10 protein-coding genes and 1 pseudogene are annotated in these 17,248 nt (G+C 61.8%); 7 read left to right on the top strand and 4 right to left on the bottom strand.

Annotated elements, in window-relative coordinates; genetic code table 11:
* Positions 1–327: 327 nt before the first annotated feature.
* The 4 genes and pseudogenes from LJY25_RS21440 to LJY25_RS08395 all read left to right on the top strand — a co-directional run bounded on the left by LJY25_RS21440 (position 328) and on the right by LJY25_RS08395 (position 10,793).
* A pseudogene (locus LJY25_RS21440) lies at positions 328–713 on the top strand (trehalose-6-phosphate synthase).
* Positions 714–979: 266 nt separating this feature from the next.
* The gene (locus tag LJY25_RS08405; protein ID WP_227607878.1) at positions 980–2,074 is read left to right on the top strand and encodes a sensor histidine kinase; all 1,095 of its coding nucleotides are present in this window, start codon (positions 980–982) and stop codon (positions 2,072–2,074) included.
* A complete protein-coding gene (locus LJY25_RS08400; RefSeq protein WP_227607877.1) occupies positions 2,074–2,802 on the top strand; it encodes a LytR/AlgR family response regulator transcription factor in 729 nt (242 codons plus the stop codon). The genes LJY25_RS08405 and LJY25_RS08400 overlap by 1 nt, the downstream gene beginning before the upstream one ends.
* Positions 2,803–3,158: 356 nt before the next feature.
* Positions 3,159–10,793, top strand: coding sequence for an FG-GAP-like repeat-containing protein (locus tag LJY25_RS08395; RefSeq protein WP_227607876.1), 7,635 nt, complete (start codon positions 3,159–3,161; stop codon positions 10,791–10,793).
* Positions 10,794–10,967: 174 nt separating this feature from the next.
* Here LJY25_RS08395 and LJY25_RS08390 read toward each other — a convergent pair whose 3' ends face one another.
* A complete protein-coding gene (locus LJY25_RS08390) occupies positions 10,968–11,405 on the bottom strand; it encodes a hypothetical protein (protein ID WP_227607875.1) in 438 nt (145 codons plus the stop codon).
* Between the two features lie 280 nt (positions 11,406–11,685).
* Positions 11,686–12,396 carry a PKD domain-containing protein gene (locus LJY25_RS21435; protein ID WP_227607874.1) on the bottom strand — a complete coding sequence of 237 codons (711 nt, stop codon included), beginning with the start codon at positions 12,394–12,396 and terminating at the stop codon, positions 11,686–11,688.
* A 388-nt stretch (positions 12,397–12,784) separates the two neighbouring features.
* Between LJY25_RS21435 and LJY25_RS08380 the strand changes: the two genes are divergently transcribed.
* The 3 genes from LJY25_RS08380 (at position 12,785) to LJY25_RS08370 (ending at position 15,245) form a co-directional block, all read left to right on the top strand.
* Positions 12,785–13,600, top strand: a complete 816-nt coding sequence (locus tag LJY25_RS08380) for an ion transporter (protein WP_227607873.1) — start codon at positions 12,785–12,787, stop codon at positions 13,598–13,600.
* A gap of 208 nt (positions 13,601–13,808) precedes the next feature.
* Complete coding sequence (locus tag LJY25_RS08375) at positions 13,809–14,771, top strand: mechanosensitive ion channel family protein (RefSeq protein WP_227607872.1); 963 nt, start codon at positions 13,809–13,811, stop codon at positions 14,769–14,771.
* A gap of 63 nt (positions 14,772–14,834) precedes the next feature.
* Entirely contained in the window at positions 14,835–15,245 is a 411-nt protein-coding gene (locus LJY25_RS08370) for a hypothetical protein (protein ID WP_227607871.1), read from the top strand.
* Positions 15,246–15,272: 27 nt separating this feature from the next.
* Here LJY25_RS08370 and LJY25_RS08365 read toward each other — a convergent pair whose 3' ends face one another.
* Together LJY25_RS08365 and LJY25_RS08360 are read right to left on the bottom strand one after the other, a co-directional pair.
* The gene (locus LJY25_RS08365) at positions 15,273–15,779 is read right to left on the bottom strand and encodes a DUF421 domain-containing protein (protein WP_227607870.1); all 507 of its coding nucleotides are present in this window, start codon (positions 15,777–15,779) and stop codon (positions 15,273–15,275) included.
* A gap of 139 nt (positions 15,780–15,918) precedes the next feature.
* On the bottom strand, positions 15,919–17,244 hold the full coding sequence (locus LJY25_RS08360) for a DUF2254 domain-containing protein (RefSeq protein WP_227607869.1): 1,326 nt from the start codon (positions 17,242–17,244) through the stop codon (positions 15,919–15,921).
* Between the last annotated feature and the right edge of the window lie 4 nt (positions 17,245–17,248).

The following is a 17,248-nucleotide window of genomic DNA, read 5'->3' as shown; positions in this document are numbered from 1 at the left end:
ATTTCCTGCCTATGTCCCGTACTATCATTATTTCCCACCAACTACCTGCCAAGGTGACGCGATTGGAGGACGCTCTCATCTTCCAGCCCACCGAAGGCGGTCTGGCCCCTGGCTTGAGCTCCATTTACCACTCCGGCGATACCCTGTGGGTAGGCTGGCCAGGCCGGTTCGCTGAAGGTGAAGCCCGGGTAGACTTTTATAACCCAGCAGCTACTGGCTGACAGCATGGTGCCGGTTTTTCTGACCGAAGTGGAAATTAGCGACTACTACGAGGGCTTCAGCAATTCTACGCTCTGACCCGCTTTTCACTACTTCCCACCGTACGCCGTGCACGAGGACGAGCTGTGGGATGCCTTCGGGGCGGCCAATGAGAAATTCTGCCAGGCGGTGCTGGCCGTGGCCGGCCCCGACGACACCATCTGGGTGCACAGCTTTCAGTTGCTACTGCTGCCCGAGATGCTCCGTCGGGCACGGCCACCGGCCACTATCGGCTTTTCCTCCATATTCCCTTTCTTTCCCAGGAACTGATTTGGGTGCTGCCCTGGCGTCGGCAGCTGCGGCAGGGCTTGCTCGGCGCCGACCTCATTGGCTTCCCCACCTTCGGCTACCTGCGCCACTTCCTGAGTTCGGTGCACCAGCTGCTTGGGCTGCCTACGCAGAACGGGCAGGTGGAAACCCCACCCGCACCGTGTTTGTGGATACCTTTCCTATAGGCATCGATTACGAGAAATATGCTCAGGCAGCCAGCTCCGCAGCCGCCGCTGCCCACGCCGGAACCGACCGGGATGCAGAAGGCCCGGTTAACGCGGGTAGGCCAAACCTTGGCGGCCAAAGGCGCGGGCTGCTGGCACGAACTGAATCATAGGTTTTCAGGCCCCACTGGTCGATAATTCGGGGGCAGTCATATAAGGGACGTACTCCCTTCCTTTTATGCGCTTACTATTGCAGCAGCACCCGTAGCGAGCGGGGTTGGAGGCATATGCTAGTTCACTTCTTTCAGCGTCTGGGTTCACAAGTGGTACCGTTAGTCGTGGCGTTGCTGCTGGCCAGCCTGCCGGTACTTCCCCCGGTGCTCGACGGTCTGCATTCCTTGTCGAGCGTGCTACCGCGCCAGCTGGTGCTGATGGCTTGCCTGGTAGTGGCGTATTACCTGAACATGAAAATCGGGGTGCCCAGACTGCTGCTGAGGGGCCGCCGGCCAGCTTACGTTCTGTTTGTGGGTGCCTTGCTGCTTACCACTACCTGGACGGCGGCTCTGCTGGCACCACCGCCCCGACCGGAGCACACGGGAACCCGACCACCCTGGAGCCTGGTGCCCACCCCGCCACGGGTACGGCCTGCCGACGGGTTCTTGCCCCATCCGCCCGGGTTTATGCTGGTTATCTTTATGTCTACCTTCATTATCGTGGGGGTCGGCACCCAGCTGGCCGTGGCCCGGCACGGACGGGAGCAGCTGCTGCTGAGCCAGCGCCTGGAGCAGGAAAAGCAGCAGGTCGAGCTTTCCTACCTGAAGCAGCAGCTCAACCCGCACTTCTTCTTTAATACGCTCAACAACATTTACGCCCTGACGGAAGTCGATGTGCCCAGGGCACAGCAGGCACTCTACAAGCTCTCCCGCATTATGCGCTACGTGCTCTATCAAACCCAGGAGCCTGCGGTCCTGCTCAGCCAGGAAGTTACGTTTCTGCAAGACTACGTGAGCCTGATGCAGCTGCGCATGATGCCCACTATGCAGGTGGACTTTACCGTCCCCGAGCCGCTTGACGACCGCACCATTGCCCCGCTGCTGCTGCTGCCCTTCCTCGAAAATGCCTTTAAGTACGGAGTCAGCACGGCCCAGCCCGCCACCATCGGCGTGCTGCTGTCCCAGACCGGCTCCGCGCTAACCCTGGAAGTACGCAACCGGATTTTCACCCAGCCGCGCACCGCCCTGGCCGAGGGTAGCGGCATCGGGCTGGCCAATACGCGCCGGCGCCTGGCGCTGCTGTACCCCGGCCGACACACGCTGCGCATCACGGAGCGCACGCCTGCCGGTGAATTTGCCGTGCATCTCACCCTGCAATTGTCCCCCTGATGGAGCTGACCTGTATTGCCGTCGACGACGAGCCCCTGGCCCTGAATATGGTGTGCGCCCACATCGAGAAAACGCCCTTTTTGCGTTTAGCCGGCCGCTATGCCAGTGCCCTCGATGCCCTGCGCGCCGTGCAGCAGCAGCGCGTGGACCTGCTTTTTCTGGACATTGAGATGCCCGAGCTGAACGGTATGGAGCTGGCCCGCCTGCTGCACAGTCCGGGAATAAAGGGCCCGCGGGTGGTGTTCACGACCGCCTACACGCAGTTTGCCCTGGAAAGCTACCAGGTCGATGCGCTGGATTATCTGTTAAAGCCGTTTCTCTACGAAGACTTTCTGCGGGTCGCGCGCAAGGCCTGGGCCTATTATGAACGCAGCCGGGCAGTGCCGGTTCCCAGCGCTGAGCCGGATACCATCGTGCTCAAGGTGGATTACCAGCATGTGCGGGTGCGCCTGGCCGACATTCTGTATATCGAAGGACTCAAAGACTACGTGAAGGTGCTGCGGGCGGGTGACCTGAAGCCCCTGCTGGTGCTCACCAGCCTGCGGGCGCTGGAGGACCGGCTGCCGGCCCATCAGTTTCTGCGCCTGCACCGTTCCTACATCGTTAACCTGGCCCGGGTCGATGCCGTCACGCGCAACTCCGTGCAGGTAGGGGAGCAGCAGGTGCCGGTGAGCCCGCAGTACAAGGAGGCGTTTGCCCGGTTTCTGCAGGACTGGCTCGGCTCCTGAGCCGGGGAGGCCAACGGGTTGCAGGCAGGTCAGGCAGGGAGCGGGGAACCGGAGGAAAGGAGCCGGGTACTAAAGGAGTCCAGCGGACAAACCATCGAGAAGAGGCAGCCACGCGAAAAGGAGGACGGAACGGTCGGTTCCGGGCTGCATTTCATCGATTATGTACCCACCCAACCCGCTAGGATTCTATATTGCGGGAGCGTGGATATCGACTCTGCTACGGATGGGCAGTGCGGCCGCTGCTTCGCCTGAACCTCCTTCTTTCGCCTATGAAAGCAGCGTTACCGCTTCTTCCAGTCTCTCCTTGCTTTGCCGGTTTGCGGCCCGGCCGCCCAAAAGGAATATTCTCTTCTTCCTTGCTTGGGAGCCTATACCTCGCCCTGGCTCTCGGGCTGCTGGCGCTGCCGGCCCTGGCGCAAACGCCTTCCATCAGCTCATTCAGCCCGGCCAGCGGGGCGCAGGGGAGCACCGTAACGGTAACCGGCACCAATCTTACCGGCACTACCAGTGTGCGCTTTGGCGAGCTGCCGGCAACTTTCAGCATCACCTCGGCCACGCAGCTGCGCGTAACCGTGCCGCGCGGGGCCAGCACCCACAAGCTGCGTGTGACCAGATCCACCGGTACAGCGCTGAGTTCGGCTGCCTTTGGGGTAACCAAAGCCGGCGGCAATGGCTTTCTTCTCGCCAATGACCCCTTCAACAGCATCGACGTGGGCTTCTACGCCACGCCGGCTGTCACGGACCTGGACGGTGACGGCCGGCTCGACCTGCTCGTGGGCACCGACGGGGGCCAGCTGAGCCATTACGAGCAGGCGGCAGCTAACTCCATCAGCTTCACGCAGGTTACGACCAGCTTCAGCGGCATTGCCGTAGGTTCCCGCTCGGCCCCGGCTTTCACGGACCTCGACGGGGATGGCCTGCTCGACCTGCTCGTGGGCAAAGGCGACGGCACCCTGAACCACTACGAGCAGGCGGCGGCGGGCTCCACCTCATTTACCGTGCGTACGACGGGCTTCAACGGCGTTGCCGTAGGTGCCTACGCCAAGCCGGTCTTCACGGATTTCGACAGCGACGGTCGGCTGGATCTGCTGGTGGGGTCAAACAGCGGCTATTTGTACCACTACGAGCAGGCCGCCGCCAACTCCACGACGTTCACTTTGGTCACCGACCAGTTCAACGGCATCGTGGCGGGCCTGGTGGCAGCCCCTACCATTGTTGACCTGGATGGAGACGGGCTGCTCGATATGCTCGTGGGTGATTTCAGCAGCAACATCAGGCACTACGAGCAGGCCGCCGCCAATTCCACCAGCTTCGGCCTGGTTACAAGCACCTTCAGCAACCTGAGCTTTGACACCGGTGCGGCGCCGGCTTTCACCGATCTGGATGGAGACGGCCTGCTCGACCTGCTCGTGGGAGACTTCTTCGGCACCATCGACCACTACGAGCAGGAACTGCAACCCTCCATCAGCTCGGTGAGCCCGGCCAGCGGGGCACAGGGCAGTACCCTGACGGTAACCGGCTCCCAGCTCGCGGGCACCACCAGTGTGCGCTTCGGCGAGCGGCCGGCGGCCTTCACTGTCACCTCGGCCACGCAGCTCAGCGTGACCGTGCCGCGCGGGGCCAGCACCCACAAGGTGCGGGTAAACGCGCCCGGCGGGGCGGCCCTGAGTGCCAGCGCCTTCGGGGTGGATAAGGCCAACAGCTACTCCTTTTCCCAGGTTGCGGCCAACTTCCGCAACGTTTGGGTCGACGACTGGTCGGCCCCGGCTTTCACGGACCTGGACGGCGACGGCCTGCTCGACCTGCTCGTGGGCAGGGGAGGCGGCAACCTGTATCATTACGAGCAGGCGGAAGTTAATTCGACCATCTTTACCCTGGTCACGCAGAACTTCAGCGGCATTAGCGTGGGCGGCTTCTCAACCCCGACTTTCACGGACATGGACGGGGATGGGCTGCTCGACCTGTTTATAGGAGAGCGGGACGGCAATGTGCAGCGCTTCGAGCAGACGGCAGCCGGCTCTGTCACGTTCTCCCAGGTGGCGGCCAGCTTCAACGGCCTGGACGTGGGCGAATTCGCGTCCCCAACCTTCACCGACCTGGACGGGGACGGGCTGCTGGATCTGCTCGTGGGCGAGAATGACGGCAACCTGAACCACTACGAGCAGGCCGCCGTCAACTCAGCCAATTTCAATTTTGTCACGACCAGCTTCAATGGCATCGACGTGGGCAGCGCGTCGGGTCCGGCCTTCGCCGACCTCGACGGGGATGGCCTGCTGGATTTGCTCGTTGGCGAGGCCCAGGCCAAGCTCTACCACTACGAGCAGGCGGCTGCCAACTCCACCAGCTTTACCCTGGTCACGCAGGACTTCAGCGGGATTTTCGTGGGCAGTCGCTCATCGGCCCCGGCCATTGCGGACCTGGATGGGGACGGGCTGCTCGACATGCTCGTAGGCAAGGCTGTCGCCACGGTGAGCCACTTCGAGCAGCTGCCGCCCGCCCCGCCTACCATCACGGGCTTCAGCCCGGCCAGCGGGGCGCAGGGCAGCACCCTAACGGTGAACGGCACCCAGCTCACGTATGCTGCCAGTGTGCGCTTTGGTGAATTGTCGGCGGCCTTCACTGTCACCTCGGCCACGCAGCTGCGCGTGACGGTGCCGCGCGGGGCCAGCACCCACAAGCTGCGCGTGACTACGCCCGCCGGCTCGGTCCTGAGCGCCAGTGCCTTCGGGGTAACCAAGGCTGGGGGCTACGGCTTTCCCCTCATCACCACCACGTTTAACAGTATCAATGTGGGCCGCTACTCGGCTCCGGCCATTGCCGACCTGGACGGCGACGGACTGCTCGACCTGCTCGTGGGCGAGGAAGCCGGAACCCTGCACCACTACGAGCAGGCGTCGGTTAATTCCACCGCCCTTGCACTGGTCACGACCAGCTTCAGCGGCATTGACGTCGGGGCTCAGTCGAAGCCGGCCATTGCCGACCTGGACGGCGACGGGCTGCTTGATCTGCTGGTGGGCGAGGAAAGCGGCACTCTGCGCCACTACGAGCAGACCGCACCGGGCTCCCTTACCTTTTCTCAGGTCACGGCCAGCTTCAACGGCATTGACGTGAACTTGTATGCAGCCCCGGCCTTCACTGATCTGGATGGAGACGGGCTGCTCGACCTGATCGTGGGCGAATACTTCGGCCGCCTGTGGCACTATGAGCAGGCAGGGGCCAACTCGGCCACCTTTACCCTTAGCACGGACCGCTTCAACAGCCTTGACGTGGGGGGCTTCTCCACCCCGGCCATTGCCGACCTGGACGGGGACGGCCTGCTGGATATGCTGGTAGGGAAGGAAGCCGGCCAGCTAAGTCATTACGAGCAGGCATCCGCTAACTCTACTACTTTCACCCTGGTCACGGATACCTTCAACGGCATCGACGTAGGGTTCTTGTCGGCCCCGGCTTTCACGGACCTGGACGGGGACGGCCTGCTCGATCTGCTCGTGGGTGAGGACTTTGGCGCCTTGCATCACTACGAGCAGGCCCCACCACCGACCATCACGAGCCTCAGCCCGGCCAGTGGGGCGCAGGGCAGCACCCTGACGGTGAACGGCACTCATCTGAGCCGCGTCATCAGCGTGCGTTTCGGCGAGCTGCCGGCCGCTTTCAGCAGTATCTCGGCCACGCAGCTCAGCGTGACCGTGCCGCGCGGAGCCAGCACCCACAAGGTGCGCGTGACCACGCTTAGCGGCACGGCGCTGAGTTCGACGGCCTTCGACGTCGACAAGGGTGGCGCCTACAGCTTTCCGCTGGTTTCGGCCGGCTTCAATACCATCGACGTGGACGAGCACTCCACCCCGGCCATTGCCGACCTGGACGGCGACGGCCTGCTGGATCTGCTCGTGGGTGAGCGGGACGGCAACCTGAACCACTACGAGCAGGCGGCTGTCAACTCCACCAGCTTTACCCTGGTCACGAACAGCTTCAGCGGCATTGACGTGGGCGACTTCTCGACGCCGGCTTTCACCGACCTGGATGGTGACGGCCTGCTGGATCTGCTCGTAGGCGAGAACGACGGCAATTTCAACCACTACGAGCAGACCGCCGCCAACTCCACCAGCTTTGCCCTGGTCACGGCCAGCTTCGGCGGCCTCGACGTCGGCACCCGCTCGACACCGACCTTCACCGACCTGGACGGCGACGGGCGCCTGGATTTGCTTTCAGGTGAGAGCTCCGGCAACCTGCACCATTACCGGCAGTCTGCTGCCAACTCCACGGCTTTTACCCTCGTCACCACCAGCTTTAACGGTCTGGACGTCGGCAGCTTTTCCAGCCCCGCCTTTATAGACCTGGACGGGGACGGGCTGCTGGATATGCTGGTGGGCGAATTCGCCAGCAACCTGAATCACTACGAGCAGGCGGCAGCTAATTCAACCACCTTCACCCTGGTCACGAACAGCTTCAGCGCCATCAACGCCGGCAGCTACTCCACCCCGGCCTTTACCGATCTGGATGGGGACGGGCTATTGGATCTGCTCGTAGGAAAGAGTGATGGCACCCTCGGTCACTACGAGCAGGCGGCGTTGCCGACCATTACAAGCTTCAGCCCGGCCAGTGGAGCGCAGGGCAGCACCGTGACGGTGACGGGCACGGGCTTCACGGGCACCAGCAGCGTACGCTTCGGCGAGCTGCCGGCCGCTTTCAGCGTCAGCTCCGCCACCCAGCTCAGCGTGACGGTGCCGCGCGGGGCCAGCACCCACAAGCTGAGCCTGACGGCGACCAGCGGTCCGGTCCTGAGCACGGCTGCCTTCGGCGTCGAAAAACCCGGCGGCTACGTCTTTCCCCTGGTTACGACTAGCTTCAGTACCATCGATGTGGGCGCCGCAGCAGCCCCGGCCTTTGCCGACCTGGACGGCGACGGCCTGCTCGATATGCTGGTGGGGGAGACGGACGGCACCCTGAACCACTACGAGCAGACGATGGCTAACGCTACCACGTTTGGCCTCGTTATGGTCAACTTCAACACCATCGACGCGGGCACTTATTCCACCCCGGCCTTCACCGACCTGGACGGGGACGGGCTGCTGGATTTGCTCGTGGGGAAGGGTGACGGCACGCTGAGTCACTACGAGCAGACGGCCGCCAACACCGCCAGTTTCTCCCTGGTTACGGCCAGCTTCAATGGTATTGCGGTGGGCGCGGGCGCAACTCCCGCTTTCACGGACCTGGATGGGAACGGGCGGCTCGATATGCTGGTGGGGGAGAGTAATGGCAACCTGAACCACTACGAGCAGACCCTACTCAACTCCACTACGTTTGCCCTGGCCACGAGCAGCTTCAATGGCATTGATGTCGGCGCCGCCTCGGCCCCGGCTATCCTAGACCTGGACGGAGACGGGCGGCTGGACCTGCTGGTGGGAGAGGCTGATGGCATGCTAAACCACTACGAGCAGACCGCCGCCAACTTCAGCACCTTCACCCTCGTCACGGCCAGCTTCAACACCATTGACGTGGGCTCCGATTCGCGCTTGGCCTTTACGGACCTGGACGGGGACGGGCTGCTGGACCTGCTGATAGGTGAATTCGACGGTAGCCTCAACCACTACGAGCAGGCGGCGTTGCCCACCATTACAAGCTTCAGCCCGGCCAGTGGAGCGCAGGGCAGCACCCTGGCGGTGACGGGCACGGGCTTTACGAATGCCACAAGCGTACGCTTCGGTGAGCTGCCGGCCGCTTTCAGCGTCAGCTCCGCCACCCAGCTAAGCGTGACGGTGCCGCGTGGGGCCAGCACCCACAAGCTGGCCGTAACCGTGCCCAGCGGTATGGCCCTGAGCACGGCCGCCTTCGGCGTCGAAAAATCCAGCTCAACCAGCTTTCCCCTCGTCACGGCCAGCTTCAACAGCATCGACGCAGGCTTCCTGTCGGCCCCGGCCATTGCCGACCTGGATGGGGACGGGCTGCTGGATATGCTGGTAGGTGAATTCGACGGCAACCTCAACCATTACGAGCAGACCATCGCCAACGCCACCACCTTTGCCCTGGTCACGAACAGCTTCAACGCTATTGACGTGGGCTTGTACTCAAACCCAACCTTCACGGATTTGGATGCGGATGGGCGGCTCGACCTGCTGGTGGGCGAGCTTGACGGCAACCTGAACCACTACGAGCAGGCCACGGCTAACTCGGCTACTTTCAACTTGGTCACCGACAACTTCAACAGCATTGACGCGGGCAGCTACTCGGCCCCGGTCTTCACGGACCTGGATGGGAACGGCCTGCTCGATATGCTCGTCGGGGAGCAGGACGGTAACCTGAACCACTACGAGCAGACGGCAGCCAACTCTGCCACCTTTGCCCTGGTCACGGCCAGCTTCAATAGCATTGGCACGGGCGAGTATTCGGCTCCAGCCTTTGTGGACCTGGACGGGGACGGCCTGCTCGACCTGCTCGTAGGCGAACGGGATGGCAACCTGAACCATTACGAGCAGGCCGCCGCCAACGCCACTGCCTTCATGCTGGTTACGGAAAGCTTTAACGCCATTGACACGGGCGACAACTCAGCTCCGGTCTTCACCGACCTGGATGGGGACGGGCTGCTCGATATGCTCGTGGGCGACCTGGACGGCCGCCTGGAACACTACGAGCAGGCGTGGCCCGCACCCACGCTGACGGCGCTCAGCACCAGCGCCGAGCTGCCGGGCATGCCGGTCGTACTTACCGGCACGGGCTTTACAGCCGGCAGCTCGGTCAGCTTTGGCGGCGTGGCCGCCGGCAGCGTGAGCTACGCCTCGCCTACCAGCCTGACGGCCGTCGTGCCGGTGGGGGCTCCGGCCGGCGCTGCTGCCGTGGCCGTCACGACCACCAGCGGGACCACAACGCTGCCCGCCGGCGCCTTTGAGGTACTACAGGTGTACCGCAGCACGGCCGCCAGCGGCTGCCTGAGCACCAGCGCGGTTACCATCAGCGGCACCGGCGGCACCGGCTCTTGGCGCTACCTGCGCCTGCCGGCTGCCCAGGGCGGGGCGGTGGTGGCCGCCATCGAGGACACGCGCAACCTGGGCACCGTGACGGCCGGCCTGCAGGCCCTGGGCACGGCCACCAGCACAGCCGTGCGCCACGACGGGGGCTACTACCTGGACCGCAACTTCCACCTGACCGCTACCAACGCGACCTTCACCGGTCAGACCGTCCGGGTGCGCTTCTTTGGGCTGAGTAGCGAACTGGCTCGTCTGCAAGCCGTGGATGCGGGCGCCACGCTGAGCGGGCTACGGGTGTCGCAGTACAGCGGGGCCAACGAGAATTGCACCTTGGCCGACAACAGTCCGAGCGGGGAGAGTCGCCTGCTGGCTGCCCCGGCCACGGTGCTGGCCGGCACGGACTGGTTCACGGCCGAGGTGAGCGTGGCTGACCATTTCTCCGAGTTCTACCTGACCGGGGCCGCCCGCCCGCTGCCGGTGGAGCTGACGCAGTTCACAGCCACGGCCCAGAGCCCAACGACGGTGCGCCTGGCCTGGACCACGGCTTCGGAAACCAATAGCGCTTACTTCGCCGTGGAGCGCAGCTCCGACGGTATCATCTGGCAAGCGATAAGCCAGGTACCGGCGGCCGGCCAGAGCACCACCAGCCGCAGTTACGCTTATCTGGATGCCGCCCGTCTCGCCGGACTTTGCTACTACCGCCTCCGCCAGGTGGATAGTGACGGCGCCACCGCTTATTCTCCCATCCGGACAGTTTCGTCTGCTCCCAAGCCTGCTACCCTGACGGCCGAGGTATTTCCCAATCCGTTCGCCGGGCACCTGGCGGTCCGGCTTAATACCCCGGAATCGGGACAGGTTGTTTTCACCATCCGCGACGCTACGGGTCGGGTGATGCTACGCCATACCTCGAAAACCTCCGCCGGGGAGCAGCAAATCAGCTTACCCGTAAACCTGATTCCTGCCGGAATGTATGTGCTGCACATCGAGCAGGGAACGCAGCGTGCCTCCCTTAAGCTTAGACGGGAGTAGTCGCTGTCCGCAGCATCCCTGCCGAATAGCATATGTTGGCGCCCTGGCACCGGTAATGGGCTGGCATGCCATGCACCGCCGGTTGACGCGAGGGGAAGGGGATTTCAGAAGTATTGGAGAAGTAGGGAAAGAAGGCGGATCTGCATCCATACCTTTTTCCTGGCCCGACAAGACCTAAGAAAGCCGGGGGAGCTCCGCTATCTGCCGGAGCCAGGCCACGGCGCTTTCCTCACTGTCGAAGACGCGGTAGGTGAGGGCTGAGGCCTTAGCCGCGTGCGTAACCTGGTCCATGGAAAGGCGGGCGAACACGTCGTTGGCCAGGATGACGGCGCTATAGATTCCCCCGGCGGGCTGACGGGAGCTGTCGAGCCAGTAGTCGACTATCCACGCCCTTTCCTCATCAGTGTAAGGAGCCATCAGGCGCTGGTCACCGAGCAGGCGGTGCCACGCATTGCGGTCGAGCAGGTTGCGGACGTGCGCCAGCAGGGCCTGCAGATCCGTGAGCTTGCGCGGGCCGGGCTTGTACTCCAGCACGACAAAGCCCTCGGGGTGTTCGAGCAGGCGGCCGGCGCTGTTCTCAAAGTAAAGCTTGGCAGGAAGAGGAGGTTGCATCGGTTTAGAGTAGGGAAGGCCCGACCCGAATGAGCCGGTGGAATGCTTTGCCTATGATTCATTCCAAAAAAAAACAAAACGCCATGTAAAAACCTGGTTTACAGGACGTTGCTCTAAACGGGAGTAGTTCGTAGGGGATTCAACGGAATTCCTCAGGTTCCACTAGCTTCCTGTAAAAGTGGGTTTCAAGGCTGTAAAGCTACTTTATTAGTTCTCGCTAGGAAGCTAAAAGAAGCGGTATCCACCAAAAGTGGGCCCATTTCCGGGTGCCTTTCTCACTTTATTTGGTCTCGAATTCAATTACTAAATTCCATAAACCCGGATTGGTGGCTGGGCCGGTTAGTGTATACGATCCATTCCCTATGGCATCTCGGTTGCTAGGGGGCGGACCAATCGGCATTGACCAGCTGTACATCGCGACATACTCGGCTGGGGCAGAGAAGTCGAAATCTCTCAACTGAAAGGTCCACGTTCCCTGAGTAAGCTCTTCATCCTGTGGCGAGAAACCCCAGGTGAATGGTAAGTTCTGCGGCCGAAGGTCATCTACCGGAACGAAGTTAGTGGTACGTAACGCGGGTGTTCTATAGCCAAGGGAAATGTCTGGTCCGGTACCATCCCGGTCCCAAAGTGTGCCGCCGGCATCAAGAGGATCAATCGCCGTAAGCGTTATTCTTCTTATGTACCGTTTCCCAACTTTGACTTTCTGGGTCGTCGTTACCGACTTATCATCCCCGTTATACGCTGTGAGCGTCACGGTATAAGTTCCTACGGTGCTATATGTGGCCGAAGGAGTGGGCGACGTGGAAGTCTGCCCGTTGCCAAAGTTCCACTCGTAGCGGGCTGCGTTCTGAGAAGTGTTAGCGAAGGAAACCGCCTCGTTAGTCTCAATTACACTGCGGCTAGGGGTGAACACGGCTACAGCAGCAGGGCTTGGGTCTTTTGTGGTACAGCCCACGGTTAGCAAAATCAGGCCGAGTAATAGTTTTCTCATCAAGAGGGTGAATAGGTCGTGCGTGCATACAACAGTGAAAAATAGGTACTAAAAGTACGTACCCGTTTTCACTTCGGGCTTGACATCCCGTTACACGTGAGTAAGGCAGACCTCTGGTTGTGAGTTAGGCTGCTTGTTGATTCATGCCAGGGGACTTGCGCATGTATTCTTGCAGCAGTTAGAGCGTGTCCACGCCCATATAGCGGTTAAAGGACTCCTCCATCTTATGGCCGGTAGCCTGCATCACCAGGCGTGCCGGTATGCCTTGGTAAAGCTTAAGGGTGACGAAGGTCAAACAGCCAACAAATACACCAGTCGGCCTAAGTTGAACCCACGCAGCAGGGGGGCGTAAGCACTAGCATGCCTCTACATACAATCTTCTTTTGCCATGCGCAACCCTGACGCAGAAGGCACGCAACTCCAGCAAGAGCGCTATCAACTCCTGCAGCAACTCACCGACTGGCTGGAAACACCCCTACTTGTGCTGGGTTTCGGCTGGCTGGTGCTGCTGGGAGTAGAGCTGCTCTGGGGCCTTACCCCGGCGCTGGAACTGCTGGGAACGGTGATTTGGGTGATTTTCATCCTGGACTTTCTGGTTAAGTTTCTCCTGGCTCCGCGCAAGCTCACGTTCCTGAGAAGCAACCTCATCACCATGATTTCCTTGCTGGTACCGGCCCTGCGCCTGTTTCGGCTGGCACGGGTGTTTCGGGCCGCGCGGGCTGTGCGGGGGCTACGGCTGGTAAAGGTGGTAGGCTCGTTGAACCGAGGCATGAAAGCGCTGGCCGCGAGCTTCGGGAGGCGCGGCGTGGGCTACGTGCTGGGGTTGTCGACCCTGGTGCTGCTGGTGGGAGCAGCGGGGATGTACGCCTTTGAGAAAGACGTGCCTGACGGCCTGCGCACCTACCCCGAGGCCTTGTGGTGGACGGCTATGCTGCTTACCAGCATGGGCAGCGAGTACTGGCCGCAGACGGCCGAGGGCCGGGCCCTGTGCCTGCTGCTGGCGCTCTATGGCTTCGCCGTGTTCGGCTACTTCACGGCTACCTTGGCTACGTTCTTCATGGGCCGTGATGCGGAAGATCCGGCAGCCGAAGTGGCAGGCGCAGCAGCCGTGGCCGCCCTGCACGAGGAAGTGCGCCGATTGCGCATTGAGCTTCGGAAAAAGCCGCTGCCTCCTGATGCAACGGACCCGGCGGAGCTTAATTAGGAAATTCTCAGGAAAGGTGCATTTTAACCTTTGCCGCCACGCAGGGGTATAGAAAATTACGCCTTTGCTGCTTAGGCTCTCTGAACTGGTACGAAGCCGCCTGGGGTGCACCGGCAAAGCACTACTGCGTAAAGTAGGTTTTATCAGCGCAGCCCCTGCATGGAGAGCCCAGTGAATACCTGTGGTTGCTCACCCTTTACTCCCCGCTATGGATTTTTCACTTGCCTGGCAGAAACTTCACCAGATTGGCCGCGACCTGATGCTTGCCCTTCCCAACCTCGTTTTTGGGCTGGTAGTGTTTGCCGGGTTTGTGCTGCTGGCCCGCGGTGTCCGGGCCCTGGTGCAGCGCGTGATGCGCAGCAAAAAGAGCAGCCATAACCTTCCCGTATTGTTGAGCCGGCTGGCCTACGTGGCCATGCTCATTCTGGGGGTTTTAGTCACGGTTACTATTGTGCTGCCGGGTTTCACGCCGGCAAGTTTAGTCAGTGCGTTGGGGGTAGGCGGCATTGCCATCGGCTTCGCTTTCAAGGATATCTTCCAGAACTTTCTGGCCGGTATTCTACTGCTGTTCACCGAACCCTTCCGGATCGGCGACCAGATCAAATACAAGGACTTCGAGGGTACGGTGGAGGATATTCAAACCCGGGCTACCACCATCAAGACTTACGACGGCCGCCGCGTTATCATCCCCAACGCGGAGCTGTTCACCAACGCCGTGACGGTGAATACGGCTTATGACAAGCGCCGCCTGCAGTACGACGTGGGCATCGGCTACGGCGACAACATTGCCCGGGCCCGGGAGCTGATGCTCGAAGCCATGCGCGAAGTGCCGGGCGTGATGCAGGACCCCGCTCCGGAAGCCCTGGTGATGGATCTGGCCGAAAGCTCGGTCAACATCCGGGCGCGCTGGTGGGTGGACCCGCCCCGGCAGGCCGACGTGCTGGATGCTCAGGACAAGGTACTCGAAGCCATCAAGAATAAGCTCTCGGCCAATGGCATCGACTTGCCGTACCCCACCCGGCAGATCCTGCTACACGACCAGACGGAAACCACCGATGGCAACCGGCGCCAGCAGCGGGAAGGTTGGCCCGCCGGTCAGGGAGACATACCCCTGGCGCGGGCCGAAGTACCCCGGCCTTCCGCTGCGGACCAGCAAGAAACTTCCGGATAGCAGCGTTTTCGGCCGTACCTCGCTTCTACACGTAAGGCAGCTGTTTCGTCTTTGTTTGATCGCGTGGCTCCAACTCGTTTTTACTTTTCCAATGCTGTAGGCTCGGTCGATTTCGTACCCCACGCCTACGTGTATCTGCACTGGTCCGGGGCGCGGCTGACCAGTGAGGAGTTCCGGGCCCTCTACATACACGTTCGTAACCTTTTGCAGCGCCATAAGCTGAAAGCCATTTTAGCGGACCACCAAGCTATGCCTATGGCTCCTGACGAAGCGGACCAGCAGTGGCTCTTGGAACAGTGGCTGCCCGAAACGATAACCGCTACGTCCCTGACTCGCTACGCAGCGCTGCCCACCCCGGACCCAAGCCGTCGTCTGCACACGGAGACGGTGCTGGAAGGCCTGCGCCGCCACCTGCAGGTAGCCGTCTTCGACGACCTGGATCAGGCCAGTGCCTGGCTTAGTGCCGTGAATTAATTCCTGGCTCTGCTCACTCAAGATTCGCTACACCCGGAGCGTGAACTCAGGCCCTTGTTTAGCGTCGCGTAGGACACTCAGCTCTCCGCTCGTTTCCAGTACCACTGCTCCGGCTTCGGCTACGCTGCACAAGCCCTGCGCCCGCAAGCTAGCCAGCACCTCTTCCTCGGTCATGCGCTCAGCTTTCAACGCGGCCGGCAGAAACTTCCCTTGGTAGACCAGTAGCGCTGGCTCCGACTTTACCAGGCGGCTGACCACCCGGGAGCAAACGGACAACCAGGTTAGCAAGAACTGCAGAGAAATGAGCAGCACAAAAGCGGTCAGTCCGTCGACTAGGGCTACGCTTTTAGTGAGCAGTACCGTAGCCAGCGTCGAGCCAAGAGCGACGGTAACGACCAGGTCGAATGCGTTCATCTTGGTCAGCGTACGCTTACCTGATATGCGCAGCATCACCACCAGTCCCGCGTAGGCCGCGATTTCGACCAATAGGATTCGGGCAATGCTGGTCCAGGAAGAGAAGAAGGCTTGCTCCATAAAGGTCGATAAAGCAGCAGCGGCCTGAATCACGTAAAAGCACAGGTTACCCGCTACAAGTAGCTAACGCGTACCTCAAGGATATGGCCCGCTCCGGATACCTTATTCTTCCCCGCTTGCGACCGGGTACCCAGCGCCCCTACGTTGTGAGACCGGGCAACACCTCCTCCAGTCGCTGGCGTACCTGCTCACGCTCGTAGTCCGTGGGCAGAGTGCGTTGGGCAGCTTCGGCAATCAGGTCGGCTTGCTGGCGCAGACTCTGGCGACGCTCCGGCACATGAGCACGCTGCCCGATGGTGGACAGAGCCGATAGTAGGCGCAAGTACACGGCCGCGTTACCGTCGGCGCTCAGGCGTATTTGGTCGAAGGCCGTGGCTACGTATTTAGCAAACGTCGGACGGATGGCGATGATGCGGACCCGGTCGTGGTCGGTGCGCCACGGGTGTTCGAAGCGCCGGTCGGCCAGCTGCGCGAGCAGGGCGCCCAGGTGGTCGATGCCAATGATGGCCGTAGTGGTGTCGTTGATACCGGGGGAGAGGGCCTTCAGGGCAATATCCACAATCTGCCGCAGGCCAAAGCCGGCATCCTGCTCGATAGTACGCTGGCTACCCAGGCTAAAGCAGGCATTCAGCTGTCGGGTTAGCTCATCTGTCAGCGCGACGGGTGCCTGCTCATAACGAGCCAGACTAACCAAGCCCGCGCCGCGGGCCACGAAGCCGCCAATGCCGTGCTCCAGGCGCACTACGGCTTTCAAGCGACGGGCCAGCGTGAGCAACTCTTCCTCGTCCAGACTTTGCACGTAGCCGGTGGCCAGGGCCGGCACCGGCTGCCAGCGTAGCTCTCCGGCCTGGCGCAGCAGCTCCTGGGCTTGTTCGGGGCCGGCTTCCGCGCCCACTTCTTTGGGAAACAGGCGGCCGATGGCCTTGTGGGTTTCCTCTGTGGCGTGGCGAATGATGGTGGACGCCTGAATGGCCGTGGCCATGTGGTGGATAAAGAAGATCAGCACCCCGATGCTGACCAGGGCCAGCACCAGGCCCATGAACACGGCCAGGGAAGGTATAAACTGGCCTTCGTCGCCGCCGCGGATGGTGCGCAGCACAATCAGGCAGTACACGAAAATGCCGACGAAGAAACCCAGCACGAGCTGGTTGGCCCGGTCGGCCATGAAGTTGCGCAGCACCCGCGAGGTGTACTGACTCGATACCTGCGCCAGCGTACTCAGGGTCAGGGAGAAGATCAGGGCGGCTACCGTCACCATAGAGCCGGCAATGGCCGTGAGCATACCCCGGGCCCCGTCGGACCCGGCCCCGAACAGCAGCGGATAGTCCGGCATCCAGTCGTGGCTCATGCCGGCGTCCAGGAACACCAGGGCAAAGGCCAGCCCGATGGCGGCGGCTACCATCAGGGTAGGCACAAACCACAGGCTGGCGTTGACGTTCTGCCCCAGGGCGCGTAGTCGATTCATGGCG

The organism is Hymenobacter translucens, assembly GCF_020685205.1.
Taxonomy (GTDB): Bacteria; Bacteroidota; Bacteroidia; order Cytophagales; family Hymenobacteraceae; genus Hymenobacter; species Hymenobacter translucens.
Note: the sequence above shows the minus strand (reverse complement) of the source record. Positions and strands in the feature narration are given on the sequence as shown.

Bases quoted from the DNA above. Each gene is read 5' to 3' on its own strand.
- LJY25_RS08400 (WP_227607877.1), top strand. From the start codon at position 2,074: ATGGAGCTGACCTGTATTGCCGTCGACGACGAGCCCCTGGCCCTGAAT.
- LJY25_RS21435 (WP_227607874.1), bottom strand. From the start codon at position 12,396: ATGAGAAAACTATTACTCGGCCTGATTTTGCTAACCGTGGGCTGTACC.
- LJY25_RS08390 (WP_227607875.1), bottom strand. From the start codon at position 11,405: ATGCAACCTCCTCTTCCTGCCAAGCTTTACTTTGAGAACAGCGCCGGC.
- LJY25_RS08360 (WP_227607869.1), bottom strand. From the start codon at position 17,244: ATGAATCGACTACGCGCCCTGGGGCAGAACGTCAACGCCAGCCTGTGG.
- LJY25_RS08375 (WP_227607872.1), top strand. From the start codon at position 13,809: ATGGATTTTTCACTTGCCTGGCAGAAACTTCACCAGATTGGCCGCGAC.
- LJY25_RS08380 (WP_227607873.1), top strand. From the start codon at position 12,785: ATGCGCAACCCTGACGCAGAAGGCACGCAACTCCAGCAAGAGCGCTAT.
- LJY25_RS08405 (WP_227607878.1), top strand. From the start codon at position 980: ATGCTAGTTCACTTCTTTCAGCGTCTGGGTTCACAAGTGGTACCGTTA.
- LJY25_RS08365 (WP_227607870.1), bottom strand. From the start codon at position 15,779: ATGGAGCAAGCCTTCTTCTCTTCCTGGACCAGCATTGCCCGAATCCTA.